This is a genomic window from Bartonella rhinolophi (genome assembly GCF_036576165.1).
Lineage (GTDB): Bacteria > Pseudomonadota > Alphaproteobacteria > Rhizobiales > Rhizobiaceae > Bartonella.
Map to the genome: position 1 here is coordinate 1 of NZ_JBAFWY010000012.1, position 20,680 is coordinate 20,680.

The 20,680-nt window shown below is 35.5% G+C and carries 21 protein-coding genes; 10 read left to right on the plus strand and 11 right to left on the minus strand.

Annotated elements, in window-relative coordinates:
* Positions 1–325: 325 nt before the first annotated feature.
* A complete protein-coding gene (gene lexA / locus V5N67_RS06295) occupies positions 326–1,036 on the plus strand; it encodes a transcriptional repressor LexA (protein ID WP_332061045.1) in 711 nt (236 codons plus the stop codon).
* Positions 1,037–2,262: 1,226 nt separating this feature from the next.
* On the opposite strand, the gene ttcA is transcribed toward lexA, so the two are convergent.
* From ttcA to V5N67_RS06315, 4 genes are all read right to left on the minus strand, one after another.
* On the minus strand, positions 2,263–3,141 hold the full coding sequence (ttcA, locus tag V5N67_RS06300) for a tRNA 2-thiocytidine(32) synthetase TtcA (protein WP_332061046.1): 879 nt from the start codon (positions 3,139–3,141) through the stop codon (positions 2,263–2,265).
* Positions 3,142–3,418: 277 nt separating this feature from the next.
* Entirely contained in the window at positions 3,419–4,036 is a 618-nt protein-coding gene (gene rpsD / locus V5N67_RS06305; RefSeq protein ID WP_332061047.1) for a 30S ribosomal protein S4, read from the minus strand.
* Positions 4,037–4,216: 180 nt separating this feature from the next.
* Positions 4,217–5,029 carry a glutamate racemase gene (murI, locus tag V5N67_RS06310; RefSeq protein WP_332061048.1) on the minus strand — a complete coding sequence of 271 codons (813 nt, stop codon included), beginning with the start codon at positions 5,027–5,029 and terminating at the stop codon, positions 4,217–4,219.
* On the minus strand, positions 5,022–5,858 hold the full coding sequence (locus V5N67_RS06315; RefSeq protein WP_332061049.1) for an RNA methyltransferase: 837 nt from the start codon (positions 5,856–5,858) through the stop codon (positions 5,022–5,024). Before V5N67_RS06315 ends, murI begins: the two co-directional genes overlap by 8 nt.
* 312 nt (positions 5,859–6,170) lie before the next feature.
* Between V5N67_RS06315 and sfsA the strand changes: the two genes are divergently transcribed.
* The 3 genes from sfsA to radC are packed head-to-tail and all read left to right on the plus strand — an operon-like array spanning position 6,171 to position 8,522.
* On the plus strand, positions 6,171–6,887 hold the full coding sequence (gene sfsA, locus V5N67_RS06320) for a DNA/RNA nuclease SfsA (protein ID WP_332061050.1): 717 nt from the start codon (positions 6,171–6,173) through the stop codon (positions 6,885–6,887).
* Positions 6,880–7,710 carry a type I methionyl aminopeptidase gene (gene map, locus V5N67_RS06325; protein ID WP_332061051.1) on the plus strand — a complete coding sequence of 277 codons (831 nt, stop codon included), beginning with the start codon at positions 6,880–6,882 and terminating at the stop codon, positions 7,708–7,710. The genes sfsA and map overlap by 8 nt, the downstream gene beginning before the upstream one ends.
* Positions 7,711–7,727: 17 nt before the next feature.
* Entirely contained in the window at positions 7,728–8,522 is a 795-nt protein-coding gene (gene radC / locus V5N67_RS06330) for a RadC family protein (protein WP_332061052.1), read from the plus strand.
* A gap of 45 nt (positions 8,523–8,567) precedes the next feature.
* Here radC and V5N67_RS06335 read toward each other — a convergent pair whose 3' ends face one another.
* From V5N67_RS06335 to V5N67_RS06350, 4 genes are all read right to left on the minus strand, one after another.
* Positions 8,568–8,780 carry a DUF3126 family protein gene (locus tag V5N67_RS06335; RefSeq protein ID WP_332061053.1) on the minus strand — a complete coding sequence of 71 codons (213 nt, stop codon included), beginning with the start codon at positions 8,778–8,780 and terminating at the stop codon, positions 8,568–8,570.
* Between the two features lie 627 nt (positions 8,781–9,407).
* A complete protein-coding gene (locus tag V5N67_RS06340; RefSeq protein ID WP_332061054.1) occupies positions 9,408–10,181 on the minus strand; it encodes an alpha/beta fold hydrolase in 774 nt (257 codons plus the stop codon).
* The gene (locus tag V5N67_RS06345) at positions 10,171–10,695 is read right to left on the minus strand and encodes a DUF192 domain-containing protein (protein WP_332061072.1); all 525 of its coding nucleotides are present in this window, start codon (positions 10,693–10,695) and stop codon (positions 10,171–10,173) included. The genes V5N67_RS06340 and V5N67_RS06345 overlap by 11 nt, the downstream gene beginning before the upstream one ends.
* 104 nt (positions 10,696–10,799) lie before the next feature.
* Entirely contained in the window at positions 10,800–11,375 is a 576-nt protein-coding gene (locus tag V5N67_RS06350) for a cold-shock protein (RefSeq protein WP_332061055.1), read from the minus strand.
* Between the two features lie 315 nt (positions 11,376–11,690).
* On the opposite strand from V5N67_RS06350, the gene V5N67_RS06355 reads away from it, so the two are divergent.
* Genes V5N67_RS06355 through V5N67_RS06375 form a run of 5 tightly spaced genes read left to right on the plus strand, consistent with a single transcriptional unit; the run spans position 11,691 to position 16,479 of the window.
* Positions 11,691–12,824 carry an ABC transporter substrate-binding protein gene (locus tag V5N67_RS06355; protein WP_332061056.1) on the plus strand — a complete coding sequence of 378 codons (1,134 nt, stop codon included), beginning with the start codon at positions 11,691–11,693 and terminating at the stop codon, positions 12,822–12,824.
* A gap of 44 nt (positions 12,825–12,868) precedes the next feature.
* Positions 12,869–13,945: a branched-chain amino acid ABC transporter permease gene (locus V5N67_RS06360; protein ID WP_332061057.1), complete on the plus strand. Its 1,077-nt coding sequence runs from the start codon at positions 12,869–12,871 to the stop codon at positions 13,943–13,945.
* A complete protein-coding gene (locus tag V5N67_RS06365) occupies positions 13,945–15,003 on the plus strand; it encodes a branched-chain amino acid ABC transporter permease (protein ID WP_332061058.1) in 1,059 nt (352 codons plus the stop codon). Before V5N67_RS06360 ends, V5N67_RS06365 begins: the two co-directional genes overlap by 1 nt.
* Positions 15,000–15,782: an ABC transporter ATP-binding protein gene (locus V5N67_RS06370; RefSeq protein ID WP_332061059.1), complete on the plus strand. Its 783-nt coding sequence runs from the start codon at positions 15,000–15,002 to the stop codon at positions 15,780–15,782. Before V5N67_RS06365 ends, V5N67_RS06370 begins: the two co-directional genes overlap by 4 nt.
* On the plus strand, positions 15,769–16,479 hold the full coding sequence (locus tag V5N67_RS06375; RefSeq protein ID WP_332061060.1) for an ABC transporter ATP-binding protein: 711 nt from the start codon (positions 15,769–15,771) through the stop codon (positions 16,477–16,479). The genes V5N67_RS06370 and V5N67_RS06375 overlap by 14 nt, the downstream gene beginning before the upstream one ends.
* Positions 16,480–16,598: 119 nt before the next feature.
* Here V5N67_RS06375 and gatA read toward each other — a convergent pair whose 3' ends face one another.
* Together gatA and gatC are read right to left on the minus strand one after the other, a co-directional pair.
* A complete protein-coding gene (gene gatA / locus V5N67_RS06380; RefSeq protein WP_332061061.1) occupies positions 16,599–18,083 on the minus strand; it encodes an Asp-tRNA(Asn)/Glu-tRNA(Gln) amidotransferase subunit GatA in 1,485 nt (494 codons plus the stop codon).
* Between the two features lie 31 nt (positions 18,084–18,114).
* Positions 18,115–18,402 (minus strand): Asp-tRNA(Asn)/Glu-tRNA(Gln) amidotransferase subunit GatC, encoded by a 288-nt coding sequence (gene gatC, locus V5N67_RS06385; protein ID WP_332061062.1) that lies wholly within the window; start codon positions 18,400–18,402, stop codon positions 18,115–18,117.
* Between the two features lie 148 nt (positions 18,403–18,550).
* Here gatC and ruvX point away from each other — a divergent pair, with 148 nt between their 5' ends.
* Positions 18,551–19,030, plus strand: a complete 480-nt coding sequence (gene ruvX, locus V5N67_RS06390) for a Holliday junction resolvase RuvX (protein WP_332061063.1) — start codon at positions 18,551–18,553, stop codon at positions 19,028–19,030.
* On the opposite strand, the gene V5N67_RS06395 is transcribed toward ruvX, so the two are convergent.
* On the minus strand, positions 19,015–20,643 hold the full coding sequence (locus V5N67_RS06395) for an acyl-CoA dehydrogenase family protein (RefSeq protein ID WP_332061064.1): 1,629 nt from the start codon (positions 20,641–20,643) through the stop codon (positions 19,015–19,017). The two genes, ruvX and V5N67_RS06395, sit on opposite strands and share 16 nt — an antisense overlap.
* Positions 20,644–20,680 lie beyond the last annotated feature (37 nt).

Below are 20,680 nucleotides of genomic sequence, written 5' to 3' on the forward strand. Positions count from 1 at the left end.
AAATAATATTATAAATAAATGATAAAAAATTCATCAATAAAGTATTATATTATAAAATATTAATTTAATAATATTTTATTAAATAAATTTAATAAATGAATATTTATAAAATTTTAAATAATTATTTAAAATAAATAATTATAAAGTTTATATTAATATAATATTATAAAATATATTACAAATAATAAATATTATATATATTTTTTACTTTTTAAATTAAAATATAAAGCAAATATTTTTAATTTAATTTACAAAAAAATGTAAAAAAATTACAATATAAATATGTTTTATTGTCTATTTGCCTCTTTTTTGATTGGATTATTGAATGCTGACATGTAAACAATATGAACTACTCTTATTCATTCACAATCATATAAAAGAAACTGGTACTTCTCCGTCATTTGATGAAATGAAAACGGCATTGGAACTTGCTTCAAAATCTGGCATTCATAGACTTGTTACAACCTTAGAAGAACGAGGGTTTATACGCCGTCTGCATAATCGTGCTCGTGCAATGGAAATTATCCGACTCCCCAGTAAAATAACATTTAATCTTTCTTCAGCTCGTAAAATTTCTCCTACTGTAATAGAAAAAAATAAAAGAAAGATATTGAAAAATTTTGGTCTAGATAATTTTGATGAAGAAGATAAAAAAAATATTATTATACCCATTATGGGACGCATTGCTACAAGTGTCCCTATTTCCTCTATACTGCAACAAACAGATACACTTTCTTTGCCACAAGATATGTTGAGCGTAGGTGAATACTATGCTTTAGAAGTGAAAGATGATTCTATGATTGATGCTGGTATTTTTGACAAAGATACGATAATTGTTAAGCAGCAAAATACAGCAATGTCAGGTGAAATTGTTATTGCATTCATTGATAAAAAAGAGGCAACCTTAAAACGTTATCGACGCAAAGGAGCTTCTATTGCATTAGAAGCTGCAAATCCTCTCTACGAAACACGCATATACAGATCTAAGTGTGTAGAGATACAAGGAAAACTAATCGGACTTATTCGCAAATATTAAAAAACTTTCAACGTATTCAATATATACGAATTAAAAATTATTCAGTATTTTTGTACAGATTATACTATATTTTTTAACAAAATAACGTAACAAAAAGTAAAATAAAACTATATAAAATATATTTTGTATGTATAAAAATAAAAGATGTTTTTTGTAATTAATAATAAAATAAAAATAATAAATAATACTCAATTGTCATAAAATTGCAGTAATTATCATTACAGCATCTCTTATCATTTTTCTTTTTTTCATATTTTCAAAAGCATTTGTAATATTTTAGAAAATTATTGTAACTAGATATTTTGATGTTGCCCCTAACACCATTCTCTGAACATATCTCAATGTATCTGTTGTTACATAACTGGAAGTCTATAAAGGCATTATACAAACAATTCATACAATAATTCCTCTATCTCATAAAAATTTTATCGATTTAGCTCCTCCATAAATTATTTTGTTTAATACCTCACCATTATATGCTTATTTAAAAATTTCTGAAAGATGTTATAATGAATGGAGTTTTTGTATTACTATCTTGCGCAATAATCTTATTTCCGTCTTATCAGTGATGTTATTGATAAATCTAAAAAACTTGTACTAAAAAAGAAATTTTGGTTATTTTATATAATACAAGTGCTTATAGCATTAATATTAGATATCTCGAAAATCTTTAAAAAAATCGTATAAAAAATCAACCTTTTTCGCAAACTAGGCAATAGGAGGTATTTCGGTATGCATGCGTTATTTTTTCCCCTGATTTTTCAGGTTGGTAAATCTATTGAGCTTATAAAGTGTTTGCTTAATTTAAATACTCCTTTTCAGCATGCATCCACCAACTATTTCACATAATATAAAGAATCCCGATTTGTATAATATAAAAAAAATAATAAATATTTTTTTAAGGCTCACTTTGCGATTAACATTTATTGCTGATTTTCCCAGAAAAGCTAATGGAGATTTAAACACATTTCTCGCATATTGAGAGAAAATAATTGAAAAAAACTCCAGTTTTTTATTAATGAAAATGAAAACAAAACAGCTAAAAACTGCAGATAATATGATTCTTCAAAGGTAAATGATGTTATGCATTTATTACCACAACAATCATTCTATGTAGAGGTCATTTTATCACTGTTAAAATTGAATAATCAAATGCTTATGGTCTATGGAACCGTAAATTCAAAGTTATAAAAAAGCTTAGACTTATCTTTATTAGCGTCTAATACTTATAATAAATTTTTAAAATCAAAAATTTTTTTATCAAGCAAGTGACTTGGACGCACGTTTGTCAAAGCGCGAATCATGGTATCTTTACGCCCTGGCATTTTGTTTTCAATATCTCTCAACATTTCTTTCATTGCATTGCGTTGTAAACCATCCTGACTACCGCAAAGATTACAAGGAATAATAGGAAATCGCATTGCCTGAGAAAATTTCTCCATATCTTCCTCAGAAGCGTAAACAAGAGGGCGCAAAACAAAAAGATCTCCTTCATCGTTTATAAGCTTCCCAGGCATGGCTGCTAATCTGCCACCATGAAATAAATTCATAAAAAACGTTTCTAAGACATCATCACGATGATGCCCAAGAACTAATGCAGAACACCCCTCTTCACGCGCGATACGATATAAATTACCGCGTCGCAGCCGAGAACAAAGCGAGCAATATGTTTGCGTATGTGCTAATTTATCTGTAACAACTGAGTAAGTATCCTGATATTCAATACGATGCGGAATTTGATAAGAGTTTAAAAAGTCTGGAAGAATATGCTTTGGAAAGCCTGGTTGCCCTTGATCAAGATTGCAAGCCAAAATTTCAACAGGTAAAAGACCACGCCATTTTAAATCTAGAAGAAGCGCTAGTAAACCGTAAGAATCTTTTCCGCCAGATAAAGCAACAAGCCATTTTTTTCCTGAAGAGAGCATAGAAAAATCATCAAACGCCTGCCGCATATGGCGCAAAAGCCGTTTGCGTAATTTATTAAATTCTACAGTCGAAGGTGCAGCCCGAAATATTGGATGACAGTCATCAATTTCCACTGCACAAGAATCAGTTTTATCTCTATTTTTTTCTAAAGTCTGATACTTGACTAAAGTATTATCCATAAGACCATAAATCCTGCATAATATAACAGTTCGTCCTACAACAGTAACATAGACAACAACAGATATAACGCAGCTTAAACTGACACCATTTAATCTATAAATTAGATACGCAAACTAAAAACAAAGCTATACCAAAATTTCTTGCTATAAAACATAACAATAAACTTGATATAGCTCCGATTTACATAAATTATTTGCTAACTTCAGCAACAATAAAGTAACATAATATTTTTGAGCATATAGCAAACTTGAAAGAGCAATAGCTCCTTCTAGAAATTTACCGAGAATAAAATTCAACAACCAAATTAGGCTCCATTTGCACAGCATAAGGAACATCTGCAAAAGCAGGAATACGCGCAAATGTTGCTTTCATCTGTTTATGATCTGCTTCAATGTATTCCGGCACATCACGTTCTGCCAATTGCACAGATTCCAAAACTAAAACAAGTTGTTTTGACTTTTCACGAACCTCAATAACATCACCTGGCTTACAGCGATATGATTGAATATTTGTACGTCGACCATTTACATTAACGTGACCATGATTGATGAACTGACGAGAGGCAAAAATCGTAGGCACGAATTTTGCGCGGTAAACCACAGCATCTAAACGCGATTCTAAAAGACCGATAAAGTTTTCACCAGTATCACCACGCCGACGAGCTGCTTCTTCATACGTCTTACGGAACTGTTTTTCTGAGATATCACCGTAAAACCCTTTTAACTTCTGCTTAGCACGCAATTGCACACCATAATCAGAAAGCTTCCCTTTGCGGCGTTGGCCATGCTGACCTGGACCATAATCCCTACGATTAACGGGAGACTTCGGACGACCCCAAATATTTTCTCCCATACGGCGATCAATTTTATACTTTGTCGTTTCGCGTTTACTCATCGCATTTCCTTTAAAATAAATTACAAGACTCTAATAAAAGTTCAAGGAAACGCGCCCTCCTCTGCCTTCAAATATAAAGACTGACAGGATAGCTTAACAAATAATTTGCAAAGTTATCCACGGGACACGTCAATTAACGCCATTTTCCTAAAAGAAAAAGCTGAAACAGCCTTATTGATCTTATACCCCAAAGTCAACTCCTTTCATTATATTTAAGCCAAATTCTTGTAATAAACGCTCAGTAGAAGAGGTTATATTTTGCGATGTAAATAACGCAAAATCTTTATTTTTTTTTATATTTTTATGATGTGTTCTTCTCGGCAATAACGATCTAGTATATTTAGCTATGGCTTTTGCAGCATCAATCCACTCAACTGACCATAAAGCCTGTTCACGAAATAAGTGAATCAAAAAAGGATAATGCGTACAAGCTAAAACAATAATATCAGTATATTTGCCGTTTTTCTCAACAAAGCACGGAGAGATTTCATAGCGTAATTCTTCAGAATCAACAGGTTGTCCACGTACGTAATTTTCAGCAAATGCAGCAAGTTTTTCACTTCCAACAAGCTGAACATGGCACTGCCCAGCAAAAGAATTGATTAATTCATGTGTATATGCACGCTGAACTGTTCCAGGAGTAGCTAACACTGAAATCAAACCAGATTTTGTCTGTTTAGCCGCTAATTTTATTGCAGGAACTGTTCCTACAAAAAAAATATGAGGGAATTTTTGCCGTAAATCTGCCATCATTAGTGTAGAAGCAGTATTACAAGCAACCACACATAAAGCGGGATTGTAAAGTGTTAAAAGATTTGTAAAAATCCTTAAAATGCGTTTCTTCAAAATATTTTCTTCCCAATTTCCATAAGGAAACCCTGCATCATCTGCCACATAAATAAATTGAGCTTCAGGAATAAGAACGCGCACTTCTCTCAGCACTGTTAAGCCACCAATTCCACTATCAAAAAAAAGAAGAGGTTGTTCAATCATCAGTATTCATACCTACCTTAATCTTTTTACGATCACGACCTACAGGCGCACCGCTCCCTCGTGGAAATTTAGGCGAAAAATGATCCAATGAAGATATAATTCCCCGTAGCAAACGAACCTCAGATTCACTAAAATTAGCGCGTGTAAAAACAGAGCGCATATTTGCAAGCATTACCTCTTTGCGTTCTTGAGGTCTAAAATATCCGCGAACATCCAAAGCACTCTCTAGTTGAGATAGAAAACCATGAAACGTTGCTTTGTTAGCTGGCTCCATCTCTACCGCACGAAAAGCTGTATCGCTCGCATCCTGCAGACCTGACTTCATCCACTCGTAAGACATAAGTAAAACTGCTTGTGCAATATTAAGTGATGCAAAAGCAGGATTCACTGGAAAAGTGATGATTTCATCAACAAGACTGATTTCTTCATTTTCTAGTCCCCACCTTTCTCTTCCAAATAAAATACCTGTTTTATGTCCAATATTTTCACGCTGACGCAATATATTCGCTGCTTCAACAGCACTTTTTACAGTTTTAAAACCACATCTTTCACGTGCTGTTGTAGCAAAAACATAGTGCAAATCTGCAATAGCGTCATGTAACGTATCAAAAATTACTGCGTTATTAATGACATGATCTGCTTTACTCGCTGCAGCTCTGGCTTTTTCATTGGGAAATGCTTCGCGAGGCTTAACTAATCGAAGCTTAGAGAGTCCAAAATTTGCCATTGCCCTTGCCACCATACCAATATTTTCTGGTAACTGCGGCTCAACTAAAATGATAATTGGACCGTTTATTAAATTTTTACGATTCCTATTTGTTCCAGCCATCAATTTTACCTAATTTTATCATTTACGGCTCTTATCGCTATTTTTTTTAAAGCAACTTTCTCAAAAAAATTCTCTAAAAAATAACCTTTTTATTCAAAATTTACGAATTAACTAACAACTTTAAAAGAATTTTAAATGGCCTAAAAAACTTTAACAGTAGATTATGAAAACAAAAATAAATTCTGTTTTTATAGCGCTTAATGTAAATTATAGTAGTATCTTTTGCATCAATACAGCCTTGCTTGACACGTCATAACAATTACGGATTATACTTCGAGTTGAATTATTAAAACATACATTCTAAAAAAGAATATGCTTTTTGTTCCAAAACTCTTTCCTGCACAACTTGTTCGTCGTTATAAACGCTTTCTTGCCGATGTTAAATGGGATGATCAACGCGTTTTTACCGTTTCAGTCCCTAATACAGGATCAATGCTTGGATTAACAACCCCCAATTCTAATATTTGGCTTTCATATAACAACAATTCTAAACGAAAATACGCGTATCAATTAGAAATTGTTGAAGCAAATAATACCTTGGTTGGTATCAATACGACTTTGCCCAACAAACTTGCATTAGAAGCAATTCAAAATAACTTATTGCCAGAATTAAGCGAATATACAACAATTCTGAAAGAACAATACTATGGGACACAATCACGTATTGACTTTCTCCTACGTGATAATATCCTCCCTGACTGTTATTTAGAAGTTAAAAATGTTCACTTCATGCGTCAAAAAGGATTAGCGGAGTTTCCTGATACCGAAACAAAACGCGGCACACGTCATCTTGATGAACTCATAAAAATCGTGCAACAAGGAAAACGAGCCGCTATGCTTTATGTGATTCAACGGGAAGATTGTTCAGCTTTTAAAGTTTGTTATGATCTTGATCCTATCTATGGATGTAAATTTGATTTAGCGCTAAAATCGGGGGTAGAATTTTATGCTGTAAAATGTCACGTAAGTACAGAAGGTATCTTTCCGATTCATAGAGTAGAAATAGAAAATAGAAAAAACAATGGTTGATTATATTGAATATAATAAAATACCCTTAAAATCTAATGGGCAAATCCGCATTTTTGATGACCACGCTTTTGTTAAAATGCGTGAAGTTGGTCGTATTGCTGCTGAATGCCTTGATGCACTTATCGATATTATTAAGCCTGGAGTTACCACACAAGAAATTGATGATTTTGTGTTTACTTTTGGCGCAGAGCAAGGAGCTCTCCCTGCTGACTTGAATTATCATGGATATAGCCACTCATGTTGTACATCCATCAATCACGTTGTTTGCCATGGTATTCCTAATAAAAGGCCTTTGCAGGAAGGTGATATTGTTAATGTTGATGTCACTTTTATTCTCGACGGTTGGCATGGAGATTCAAGCCGCATGTATCCCGTTGGAAAAATTAGACGTGCAGCAGAACGCTTACTAAAAATAACACATGAAAGTCTTATGAAAGGAATTGCCGCGGTCAAACCAGGAGCCACAACAGGTGATATTGGTGCAGCTATTCAACACTATGCAGAATCTGAGCGGTGCTCAATTGTGAGAGATTTTTGTGGACATGGGATTGGTCAACTTTTTCACGATGCACCTAATATTTTACATTATGGAACCCCTAAAGAAGGAATAGAACTTAAGCCAGGTATGATGTTTACAATTGAGCCCATGGTCAATCTTGGTAAACCACAAGTAAAGATTTTATCTGATGGCTGGACTGCAGTTACACGTGATCGATCTCTTACCGCACAGTATGAACATACAATTGGTGTAACAAATGAAGGATGCGAAATATTTACTAAATCTCCTAAAAACATTTTTTATATTCCAAATTCATATGCCTAAATAAATATAGAAATGTCATGGCTAAAAAATTAAATCAAAAGGGAGACAAACAAAGTAATCACTTTGCAGTGACATCAAATTCTCCATCTACTCCAACCATAGAGAAGAAAAGTGAAAAACCTCAAAAAAAATCACAAACACTCGATCATTATCAAGGACATCGTGAACGTCTTCGTAAACGTTATTTAAAGACAAAAGGAGACGCAATTGAAGATTATGAATATCTTGAGTTGTTGCTTTTTCGTACTATCCCTCGAGCGAATACAAAGCCAATAGCGAAAAATTTAATAGCACATTTTGGCTCATTAGCTGACGTATTGTGTGCTGATATTCATCGACTTCAAGAAGTTCATGGATGTGGTCCAGCAACTGCACTTGATTTAAAAATTATTTCAGATGTTGCTGGACGTCTTGCTCGCGCAGAATTATTTAAACGCGATATTTTTTCATCATGGGATAAAGTATTAGCCTACTGTAAAGCTGTTATGGCTCACGAAACACGTGAACAATTTCGTGTCTTATTTCTTGATAAGAAAAATGGTTTACTTTCTGATGAAATACAACAAACTGGCACCATTGATCATACTCCTGTTTATCCTCGTGAAGTAATTTCTCGGGCTTTAGAACTATCTGCATCAGGACTTATTTTAGTTCATAATCACCCCTCTGGTGACGCCTCACCTTCTCATGCAGATATATCGATGACACATAGACTTAAAGATGCAGCTAATGCGCTAGGAATTACTGTTCATGACCACCTTATCATTGGACGTAACAGCCATACGAGCTTTAAAGCATTAAAACTCATATGAAACTGCTGGATAAAGGAAAATTTTATTCAATTATTCCATAATATATCAATGTCCTAAATCAATATCTAATATGGCCATTGAAAAATTGTATGATAACTCATCTTCATCTTCATCTCGATAGATAACGCCTAAAAACTCATTCCCAATATAAACTTCACAAGAATCATCCTTTTTAAGCCGTGCTTTTACCTGCAATGCTGAGTTTTGGAATGTGTTTTTAAAATAACTATCAAGTTTTTTTATTTCATCAGCATTCACCATGCTCTCCTATTTTTTGAGATTATTAAATTAAATTTCTCGTCGGCAAACAAATAAGCCACTCCTACGTATTTTGTAAAGATAGTCAACATTCTCACTTTTCGATTATATGACCTATATTCAAAGCAGAATTATCTTCACACTTTCGTTGAATGCCCTTTACTAAAAAGTCCATAATATTTGACTATTCCCATATAGATTTTAAAATAAAAAAAATGGGTAGCAAATCATAAATTTTTAATATTTTTATCCCCATTTTTAGCTTTCGTACTCATAAGCATGTTTTGGTAAAAACTTCGAATATCAATTGCTATAATTTTTATCTAAAATAAAATTATATAAAACAAAAATATTGGTCTCTACCACAGCTATTTTATTTATCATAAAATCTTATTGGATAATTGAAAACAATCTTTTTTTAATCACTTGCGCAGAATACACTAACTAACATATGCAAGAGAACCGTTCTTATAAAAAATAAGCTTATTAAAATTTTATCGCTGCCTCTCCTTCAACTTCTATATTAAATTTACGCCACCATATCTAAAATTCTAAATAAATTTTTTATCTTACCCAAAATAAGAAACATTAAATTTCTTTATGAGCCCTTTAAAATATAAGTAATTTTCAAACAATAGGATAACGAGAAAGAAAATCGATAACACCTTTCTTGTAGACTTTATCTCCCACGGCAAGCATATGATCTCGATTAGGAATAATGAGCGATTCACCACGAGGCAATAAAGCTGCCAGTGGTTCTGCCTCACCGCCAATCTCATCTAATGAACCAACGGCAACGAGTGCAGGTTGTTTAATTTTATAAACCTCTGATGCTGTTAATTCCTGTTTTGATGTAATGACACAAGCTGCGAGAGCACGTTTGTCACTTTTAGTTTGATCTGCAAATTTACGAAACATCAAACCACGTTGATCAGTAATACTAGAAATGTTTTTTGCTAAAAGAGCCTCAGCAACAGGTTTCCAATCCCCTGCTCCTGTTATCATGCCAATACCTAGACCACCAAAAATAACACTATGTACATATGTTGGATATAAAAGAGCCATAAATGCACTAATTCTAGCTCCCATAGAATACCCCATAACATGGGCTCGAGATAATTTTAAATGCTGCAGTAATCTAACCGCATCACCAGCCATAGCTTGAGGCGTATAAAAAGAAGGGTCATAACTTTTATCTGAATCTCCATGTCCGCGATTATCAAGAGCAATAACCCGATATCCTGCTTTTGTAAGAGTACAAAACCAACCCGTTGCATACCAATTTACACGTGCTGAAGATCCAAAACCATGAATTAATAAAACAGGAACCCCCTGTCCTTCTTCTCGGTAAGCAAAACGCAAACCATCATATTCAAAAAAATGTACGTCTTCAGCTATCATTTTTATTACTTTCGCATTCACCGCAAATAGCAGGATGAATAACACGTTGTCCCTTTTGTATTTTTTTTTCAGAAACTTCCCCTGCATTAACTTCAATAACAAAAGTTGCAGGCACCCCTGACGAAATTGTACCCGTTGAAAATGGAATAGTTTTCTCAACAATTGAAACAATCACGCCATCAGCATTTAAAAAAATCATATCCAAGGATAAAGGTGTATTTGCCATCCACATTAAAATTTCCCGTTTATCCTTTAGTTTATTAGTAAATTGATCTTTAAAGAGCATTGCACGATCGCGCGGAAAATTAGTGCGATACATCAAGCCAGCTGCCAACTGAGACGGTGTAGAAGCAATTTCTACCCTGTAATAAACAGAATCATGCTCTGTTTGTATTTCTAAAGGAATTGGATCAACAGAAATCTCTATAGATTTTTGCGCAATAGTAGAGCTGGTTTCAAACATAAAAAACAGCACCAATTGAATAATTTTTTCTCTTCTAAAAAACTCCAACATTTTCATTTTTACTACCAGAGTTGTTTAGTTTTATTACATAAAACAAAAAAATTCAGATTTTAGAATAAAATCAAAATCAAATAGATCATCTTCTATGTTGAAACCTAATGCGTAGAAAACGGAACCCCTATGTCTGGATAAATCTCCGCTGTCATCAAACCTTTCTCCCCTTTACCAAAACGTATAAGAACAACTTGGCCAGAACGAAGCTCAGCTAAACCAAAACGACGCAATGTCTCCATGTGAATAAAAATATCCTCTGTTCCCTGTCCTCTGCTAAGAAAACCGAAGCCTTTTTCGCGATTAAACCATTTAACGATTGCACGCTCTAAACCACTCTCAGGAGTAACAACGACATGAGTACGTACTGGAAGCTCTGATGGATGAGTAGCCGATGAACAATCTATGGATTTCACCTGAACACATTTTAATCCTCTTTCAGTTTTTTCTACAGCACAAACAATTTTAGCCCCTTCCAAAGCTGTTTGAAAGCCATCTCTTCGCATCACCGTAACATGCAGTAATATATCAGGGTATCCAGGTAAATCAGGTACAATAAACCCGTAACCCTTACTCCCATCAAACCATTTAATGGCACCACTAATTTCAACAATTTCACCACAAGCACCTAAACTGTCCTCGGACAGGAAATGATCTTTTAATGTATCCTTACTTGCCATAATAAAACATGATCCTGTTAGGTCTAAAGTACACAACATTGATTCTTCTGTGTTAAGTAAACATCGCTCTTGCATTAAGACGCAAGCCCCAAGATAAGATTTCCCCATATTGTATCTTGTGTTTAACATTTGATCCATAAACTGAATATCTACAATAATATTTGATCATATGCTCCACATATCTTACAAAAAGACAACACAAAAAGTTTTTCACACACAAAAGGTTTTTTACACAATGATATTTCATGATATGTAACTTGCATGATAAAGGTGTTCAAGATAAAGTGTGAAAACTGCAACTAAGGGAGGCACATAATGCAGTTGAGGAAAATTTTTGCCATAATTGCTACGGGAATGGTATTCGTAGCAAGTGCTTATGCGAATGAACCTATTAAAATCGGCGTTTTTCTTCCACTTAGTGGTCAAAATGCATTTGGAGGTCAGCTTGAAATTAGGGGCATACAGCTAGCACATAAAAAAGTTCCAGAAATATTGGGACGTAAAATCGAGCTTATTGTCATTGATAATAAATCTGACAAAGTAGAAGCTGCTAATGCCGTTATGCGTTTAACTGCTAGTGAAAAAGTAAGTGGGATCATAGGGAGTTATGGCTCTTCATTGTCATTGGCTGGTGGAGAAATATCTGAAAAAGCAAAAACTCCAACCATTGCAACATCCTCAACAAGTCCGCTTGTTACGCAAGGAAGAAAATATTATTTCCGCGCTTGCTTTATTGATTCTTATCAAGGTATAGGAGCTGCCACTTATGCAGTTCAAACTTTACACGCAAAAAAGGCAGCTGTACTCAAAGATATATCAAGCGATTATGCTATTGGTCTTGCGAATTATTTTACTCGTTTTTTTAAAAAACTGGGTGGTGAAGTTATCTCAAATCTAAACTATAATTCTGGAGATCAGGACTTTTCAGCTGTTCTCACGCAGATTATAGCTCAAAATCCTGATGTTTTATTTATTCCATCCTATTTTTCTGAAGGTGCCATCATCATGAAACAGGCACGTGAACTAGGTGCAAAGTTTCGAATCATGGGTGGTGATGCTATGGATAATCCAGAAACTATTACAATCGCAGGAACATCTGCGGAAGGATTCTTACATACAACGCTCCCCTACAGTGAGGATATGCCCAATATGTCAGTAGCTGCACAAGAATTCACAAATGAATGGAAAGCAGCTTACCCTGATAAAGAGCCAAATATCAATTCTGTTTTAGGATACACAAGCTATATGATGTTCATGAAAGCTATTGAAAATGCTGGGAGCGCTGATCGCGAAAAGATCACTGTAGAACTTAGCAAGTTAAAGGATTTTCAAACCCCTTTTGGCAGTATGTCTATGGATGCAAACCATAATCCTCAAATTTCTATCGGTATAATTGAGATAAAAGATGGAAAACGTGTCTATTTAGATGAAGTTCAACCTGCTCTTTAAAAAATCATAAAATCTGTATTAATCAAAAAGCGGAAGGATAAGAGATGAGCACTGAAATGTTCATCCAGTACTTTTTTAATGCACTGGCGTTGGGATCGCTTTACGGGCTTATCGCAATTGGTTACACCATGGTCTATGGTATTCTGAGATTAATTAATTTTGCTCATGGCGATATTTTTATGCTGGGAGCATATTTCGTTTTCTTTTCTACAGTCAGCTTTATGCCTGCGTGGCTTGCTGTTCTTTTAGTGTTCCTAGCTATTTTCATTTACTACTCTGTATTTATAGGATTTAAAGAACGACCCAAAATTTATTGGGTTGTTGCTTTTTTTATTCTTGCTTTAGGGTTCATTTATTATTTTAAAATTGCTCCACAAGACTTTACGCCAATTTGGATATTAGCTATCTGTTTTTCGGTTTTTATCACAAGCGCAGTGGGTATTACTGTTGACCAATTTGCTTATAGACCTCTACGTTATGCTCCACGTATCTCAGCACTGATCGGTGCAATAGGAGTTTCTTTTTTTATTGAAAATCTTGCGACTGTACTCTTTAGTGGTGTCCCCAAAGGTGTAAAACAGCTAGATTTTTTAGTAAAACCGATTCTGTGGAATTTAGGACAAAATTCAGATGTAGTGATTAGAATTGCTCCTATGTCCCTCATTGTTCCCATTATTTCGTTTATTCTTATTGCCTTATTGCTGTGGATTATCAATAAAACAAAACCTGGTCTTGCTATGCGTGCAATTTCATACGATATTGAAACTACTCGTTTAATGGGTGTTTCTGTTAATAAAGTCATTGCATTCACATTTTGTATAGGTTCAGCACTTGCTGCTGTTGCAGGAATTATGTGGGCTTTACGCTATCCTCAAATTCAACCTTATATGGGCATTCTTCCAGGGCTCAAGGCATTTATTGCTGCTGTTATCGGAGGTATTGGCTCAATTCCAGGAGCAATGTTGGGTGGTTTATTATTAGGATTTATTGAAATTATGATTGTTGCGTTCTTTCCTGCTCTGTCTGGATATCGAGATGCTTTCGCATTTATCTTATTGATTTTAATTTTATTAGTAATGCCCACTGGGTTAATGGGTAAGAAAAGCCAGGAGAAAATCTAATGGCAAAATCAACGAAAATTTTTTTATCGTGTGTCAGTATTTTTCTTCTTATCGGTTTCTTATTTTATGCTGAGAATTACTTTAATGATTATACAATTCGTATCATCAATCTTATTGCTATCAACGCGATATTAGCGATTTCACTTAATTTAATTTATGGTTTCACGGGGATGTTTTCTCTTGGGCATGCTGGCTTTATGGCTATCGGTGCTTATATATGTGCAATTTTACTTCTTTCTCCTGAACAAAAGGAGATGATGTGGATTCTCGAGCCTATAATTGAACCCTTGCATTATCTGCAATTACCATTTTTTGCAGCCGTTGTTGTAAGTGGTTTGTGTGCAGCAGTTATAGGCTTATTGATTGCCCTACCTATATTACGCCTCGGTGGCGATTACCTTGGAATTGCAACATTAGGTTTTGCAGAAATTATTCGCATTGTCATTACCAACGCTACATCCTTAACAAATGGTTCACTAGGAATCAAGGGGATCCCTCAAAGTGCTACATTATGGTGGAATTATGGTTGGCTAGCATTTACAGTTATCTTCATGCTTCTCTTACTACGAAGTAACACTGGCAATGTGCTGCATGCTATCCGTGATGACGAAGTTGCTGCAAAAACAATGGGTGTTAACGCTTTTTTTTATCGTAGTTTTTCTTTTACGGTTGGTGCATTTTTTGCAGGTGTTGGAGGAGCGCTGATGGCTGCCCTTATTTCAACTATCGATCCTAAAATGTTTAATTTTCTCTTAACTTTTAATATTTTGATGATTGTTGTTGCTGGTGGTCTTGGTTCAATTACAGGAAGCATTGTTGGCAGCATTATTATCACAGTCATGCTCGAATGGCTTCGTATTATTGAAAGTCCGATTGATTTAGGTTTTTTGTATATTCCAGGAATACCAGGACTTCGTATGGTTGTTTTTTCTCTTTTGTTGTTATTTATTATTCTATTTTGGCGAAAAGGATTGTTGGAGCAACGTGAATTTTCATGGAATTGGATTTATTGCTTTTTAACACGAAAAAAGCTCTCTAATACCGAGGGAAATCTATGAACAACATTATTCTTTCACTCGACAATATCATTATGCGTTTTGGTGGATTGGTTGCTGTAAATAACATTAATATGGCTATCAAAAAAGGAACAATTACTGGACTAATTGGCCCAAACGGTGCTGGAAAAACTACTGTCTTTAATATGATTTCGGGATTTTATGCGCCCACAAGTGGAACAATTACTTTTGATGGAGATAAAGTTTCTGGCTCTTCTCCACATACAATATGCAAACGCCATATTGCACGAACATTTCAAAATATTCGTCTTTTTTCAGGGTTAACGGTCTTGCAAAATGTTATGGTGGGGGCACATGTCCGTCAAAAATACCCATGGTTTGCTTCAGCTTTATTATGGCCAAAAGCAATTAAAGAAAAAAATGAAATTTATAAAAACTCAATGGTGCTTCTCGAACAACTGCAGCTTGATCACCTTGCCAATCAGCGAGCAGCAACCTTACCCTACGGTGTGCAACGGCGTCTAGAAATTGCACGTGCTCTAGCAACAAAACCTAAATTGCTTCTTCTTGACGAACCTGCCGCAGGCATGAACCCACAAGAAAGCGAGGATCTTAGAAAATTCATAGCAAAAGTGCAAAAAGAATTTGATCTTACAATTTTACTGATTGAACATGATATGAAAGTTGTGATGGGACTCTGCCAATATATTTGGGTTTTAGAATATGGCTGTTGCATTGCCAATGGTACACCAACAGAAGTTCGCAGCAACCCTAAAGTTATTGAGGCTTATCTTGGCGGAGATGTTTATGAATATTCTTGAAATTAAAAACCTTCACGTTCACTATGGCGCCATTAAAGCTATTCAAGACCTTTCTATGTCTATAAAAAATGGCAGTATAGTAACTTTAATTGGTGCCAATGGAGCAGGAAAAAGTAGCATTGTAAACTCTATTACAGGAATTAATCGGTCTGTTTATGGAGAAATCATATATAAAGGTGAATCAATTATTAAAAAGTCACCAGAAGAAATTTTACGACTGGGTATCGCTTTGAGTCCTGAAGGACGACGTATCATGCCCCATCTAACTGTTTTAGAGAATCTCCATCTAGGAGCTTATATTCGTCATGATAAATCGGGAATTGCCCGTGATATCGAATGGATATTTGATCTGTTTCCACGTTTACGTGAAAGAGCTAAGCAATTAGGAGGAACAATGTCAGGTGGTGAACAACAAATGCTTGCTGTAGGTCGTGCACTCATGAGTAATCCTGACATGGTAATACTGGATGAGCCATCGTTGGGATTAGCACCACTTCTTGTACAGGAAATTTTTTCGATTATTCAAAAAATTAATGATATGGGAAAAACAATTCTTCTTATTGAACAAAATGCATTTGCAGCACTTTCTATTGCAAATTATGCTTATATTTTAGAGGTGGGACATGTCTTATTTCACGGAGAAGGTAAGGATATGATCTCTGATCCTCGTGTTAAAGAAGCATATTTGGGTGGTTAAAAACGATAATACAAGTAGTTAAGAATCCGTAACACCCCCTTTAAGAGTTATCCTTCTGTATTAAACAAGTATCGTTTGTCTCAAGAATAACTCTTTTTTTGAAGAAGAGCTTTTTGTTATTACACCCACCATTTTTTAGCATTAAACGTTCCAGCTGCTTGTTCTATAATATGAGCTATCTGAAAAATTACCTCCTCGGCAAAGGGTTTACCAATTAACTGTAACCCTAGCGGTAAACCACTTTCTGATAGACCAGCAGGAACAGAGATTCCTGGTAACCCTGCCATATTAACTGGTACAGTAAAAATATCATTGTGGTACATCGCCACACTATCATTTTTTATTTTTTCATCAGCAATGCCAAAAGCTGAAATCGGTGTCGCAGGTGTGAGAATAGCATCAACACCAGAAGCAAAACACTGATCAAAATCACGCTTCACTAATGTTCTTACTTTTTGAGCTTTAATATAATAGGCATCATAATAACCTGATGAAAGAACATAAGTGCCAATCAAAATACGTCGTTTTACCTCATTCCCAAAACCAGCAGAACGCGTATTTTCATACATTTCAATAATATCTTTTCCTGATATACGCAGACCAAACCGAACACCATCATAGCGCGCTAAATTAGAAGATGCTTCAGCAGGAGCCACAATGTAATAAGCAGGCAAAGCATATTTTGTATGAGGTAAAGAAATATTACATATCTCAGCCCCTGCTTCTTTTAGCCAGTTCATGCCCTTTTGCCAAAGTGCGATAATTTCAGTAGACATACCTTCAAGATGGTACTCTTTTGGAACACCAATTTTCATTCCTTTAATTGATTGACCAATATAATTTTCATAATCAGGCACTGATAAATTAACTGAAGTAGAATCTTTTTCATCAAAGGAAGCCATTGATTTAAGTAAAATAGCACAATCACGAACATTTCGTCCGATAGGACCTGCCTGATCAAGTGATGAAGCAAAAGCTACAATTCCCCACCGTGAACACCGTCCATAAGTTGGTTTCATCCCTACAGTACCAGTAAATGCTGCTGGTTGACGGATTGATCCACCTGTATCTGTCGCTGTTGCACCTGCACAAAGTTGCGCTGCAACAGCAGCCGCAGACCCTCCTGAAGAACCACCAGGGACAAGTTTTTCATTAGAATCCTTTTTTTGCCATGGGTTAATAGCTGGACCATAATATGATGTTTCGTTTGAGGACCCCATAGCAAACTCGTCCATATTAAGCTTACCTAACATAACCGCTCCATCCTTCCATAAATTAGCGGTTACAGTTGATTCATACTGTGGCTTAAAACCATCAAGAATATGTGAACAAGCTTGAGTATGAACGCCTTGCGTAGCAAAGAGATCCTTAATTCCCAATGGGATTCCCTCTAAAATACCCCCCTGCCCTCTCGCCAAGCGGTTATCTGATTCGATAGCCATTTTTATTGCTTGATCAGCCTCTATCGCAACATAAGCATTTAAAGTCGGATTGGCCAATTCAATCGCTTTTAAATAAGCTTCTGTTAATTCTATCGCTTTGAAATCTTTTTTTACAAGAGCATCACGGGCTTGTGCAATTGTTAAGGTTGTTAAATCGGTCATATTGATTCTCAAATTTTTAGAATATAAAAAATTATTCGACAACTTTTGGAACAAGAAAGAAATTTTCTTCCGTAACAGGCGCATTCGCGACGATATCTGTCGCTTTATTTCCATCTGTGACACTATCTTCACGCATTCGCAAAGCCATTGGCATCACTGATGTTAATGGTTCAACCCCACTAATATCAACTTCATTAAGTTGCTCTACAAAATTTAAAATAACATTGAGCCCTTGTGACATATGCTCTGCTTCATCATCGTGGATAGCAATACGTGCTAAATGTGCCACCCGCTTGACTGTTTCTTTATCAACAGACATATTATGCCTTTCTGCTTTTTTATTTTGACATTCATTTACCTATATTTTGGCTATACAGGGCTACGTTTGTAAGCGCAAGAATATTGATATCTCGAATAAAAATATAGTACAAACCTTAAAATATTAAAAAATTTAATTATAAGATCACATGGCTGTTATCAATATAGATGAAGTTATTACACATCTTTTGCCCAAGCAAACGATAGCAGGATTAGATTTAGGCACAAAAACTATCGGAATTGCAATTTCTGATATGAGTTTGACTTTCTCAAATCCACGTGCTGTCCTTCAACGCAAAAAATTTACGCTAGATGCTCACAAACTTGTACAAATTTTTAATAATGAAAATGTGGGAGTTGCTGTCATTGGCTTACCTCTCAACATGAATGGCAGCAGCGGCTCTCGTGCTCAAGCAACTAGGACTTTTGTCAGCAATATGGCAAAACATACAAAAGTCCCATTTATTTTTTGGGATGAACGTTTATCGACAGTTGCCGCACAACGTTGCCTTCTTGAAATGGATATATCACGCAATAAGCGAGCAAGCCGCATCGATTCTGCAGCAGCTGCTTTCATATTACAAGGCGCTCTCAACAGAATCAAAAGCCTCCATCAGATAGAAGGGTAAAGGACATTTAACAAATGTCCTGCATTATATCGTGCAATTAACATGCCATAGGAAGATCTCCATTGTCCACCAAGACGGCTTTCCATATAGGCATTTGCAACATGCTCTATATCTACATAACGCAACGATGCAGCTGCAACTGCATACGCTACTTGCTCAACAAAAAATCTTCCTGCTCCCTCATTTGTTGAGGCCATATTTACAGCAGACTTGATAATCTCAATTGCTCGCGGTCCTGCTGGTCCAATATCAACAGCAATTTTTTCTAGCAATTTTTGGAACAATCCAGGTGCTTTTTCAGCTATGAGAATTGCATCTTTTACCAATTGATTAGCAGAACTATTTCTAACAATCCGCGCTGGTCCATTACACAACATTTGCGATAATGGATTACCCTCTACAAAACTTTCTATGCCAATTTGTGCAATAATTTCACCAATAATAGGAACAACTAATTGGCTCACATGATAAGCAATAATAGGCGTCATAATTCGTGCAAAAGCTGCTTCAGAGCGATCATTTGCAGCATTATCAAATGCTCGCGCTAAACGAAAAACCAATGCTTGCGAAGCAGCAATATCAAGTGCAATATCTGCAAAAATACGTTCTGTTAGCGGTGGCAAAGGCTGGTTTGGCATTTTTTGCCGAAAAAAATCTATGCCAAATTGAAGTGCTGCCCGCAAAACACCTGCTGATATGACAGATTGATCGAAACGCATCATAGTTTCTATATCTTTAATAACCTTAACACCTTCTCCAGCATTCCCCAAAAGCCAACCATAACTGCCCTGAAAATCAACCACACCTTCCGGTGTTGAATTTTCTCCAGGGCGTTGCACTAAATTACGGATCGATATAATGCCATTTAGTGCACCATTTTCTTGCACACGTGGGATTAAAAAGCAGCTCAAGTTACCTTCTAGCTCTGCGCTTACAAGATATCCATCAACTACAGGATTAATAACATTCGTTTTAACGACATTTAAGCGATACAGATCACGCCCCATTTTTTCATCAAAAGAAATTTTTTGAGCACTTGGAAAATTAAAAAAATGTTTTTCGCTTTTTTCCATATTATCAAAAGCACAGGTAAGCGAAGCTGCAATTTTATCATTAATAGGCTTAGATGATAAATCATATTCACGCGATAAGAGAACATTTTGCCATTTTTTGAATAGCTCAATATCACTAATTAATACTGCAATAGCCGCGCTTGTTATAACAACTTCGTTCAAATGCCCCGTTTCTAAACTGGCAGATAAAGCTAAACGAATAGCACGCGCTTGATAGCGTACTCCATTTTCTGAGGTCGCATTTTCCCAAAGTGAAGTAACCAGACCAGCTTGTCTAGAATATCGTTGAAGCGCTTGATAAGAAGAGTGTATCTCTAATTGTTCTATTGATTTTCCCCATTCATCATTATAGCGCAATACTGGCCGATAATGATTTGCCAAATAAGAAAGATCCTTTGCTTCATGGCTAGCCACAAAATCTCCCATTTCTTCAAAACTTGCTAATAAAAACGTGGGCAAAGTAGAAGCAATACGAAACATAAGCGTATCACTAAGAAACGCATTTTTGCGGCGGGAATTTTGTGCAGACACAGCACTCATTATCATATTCCTATTATTCAAATCATTCACATCATAG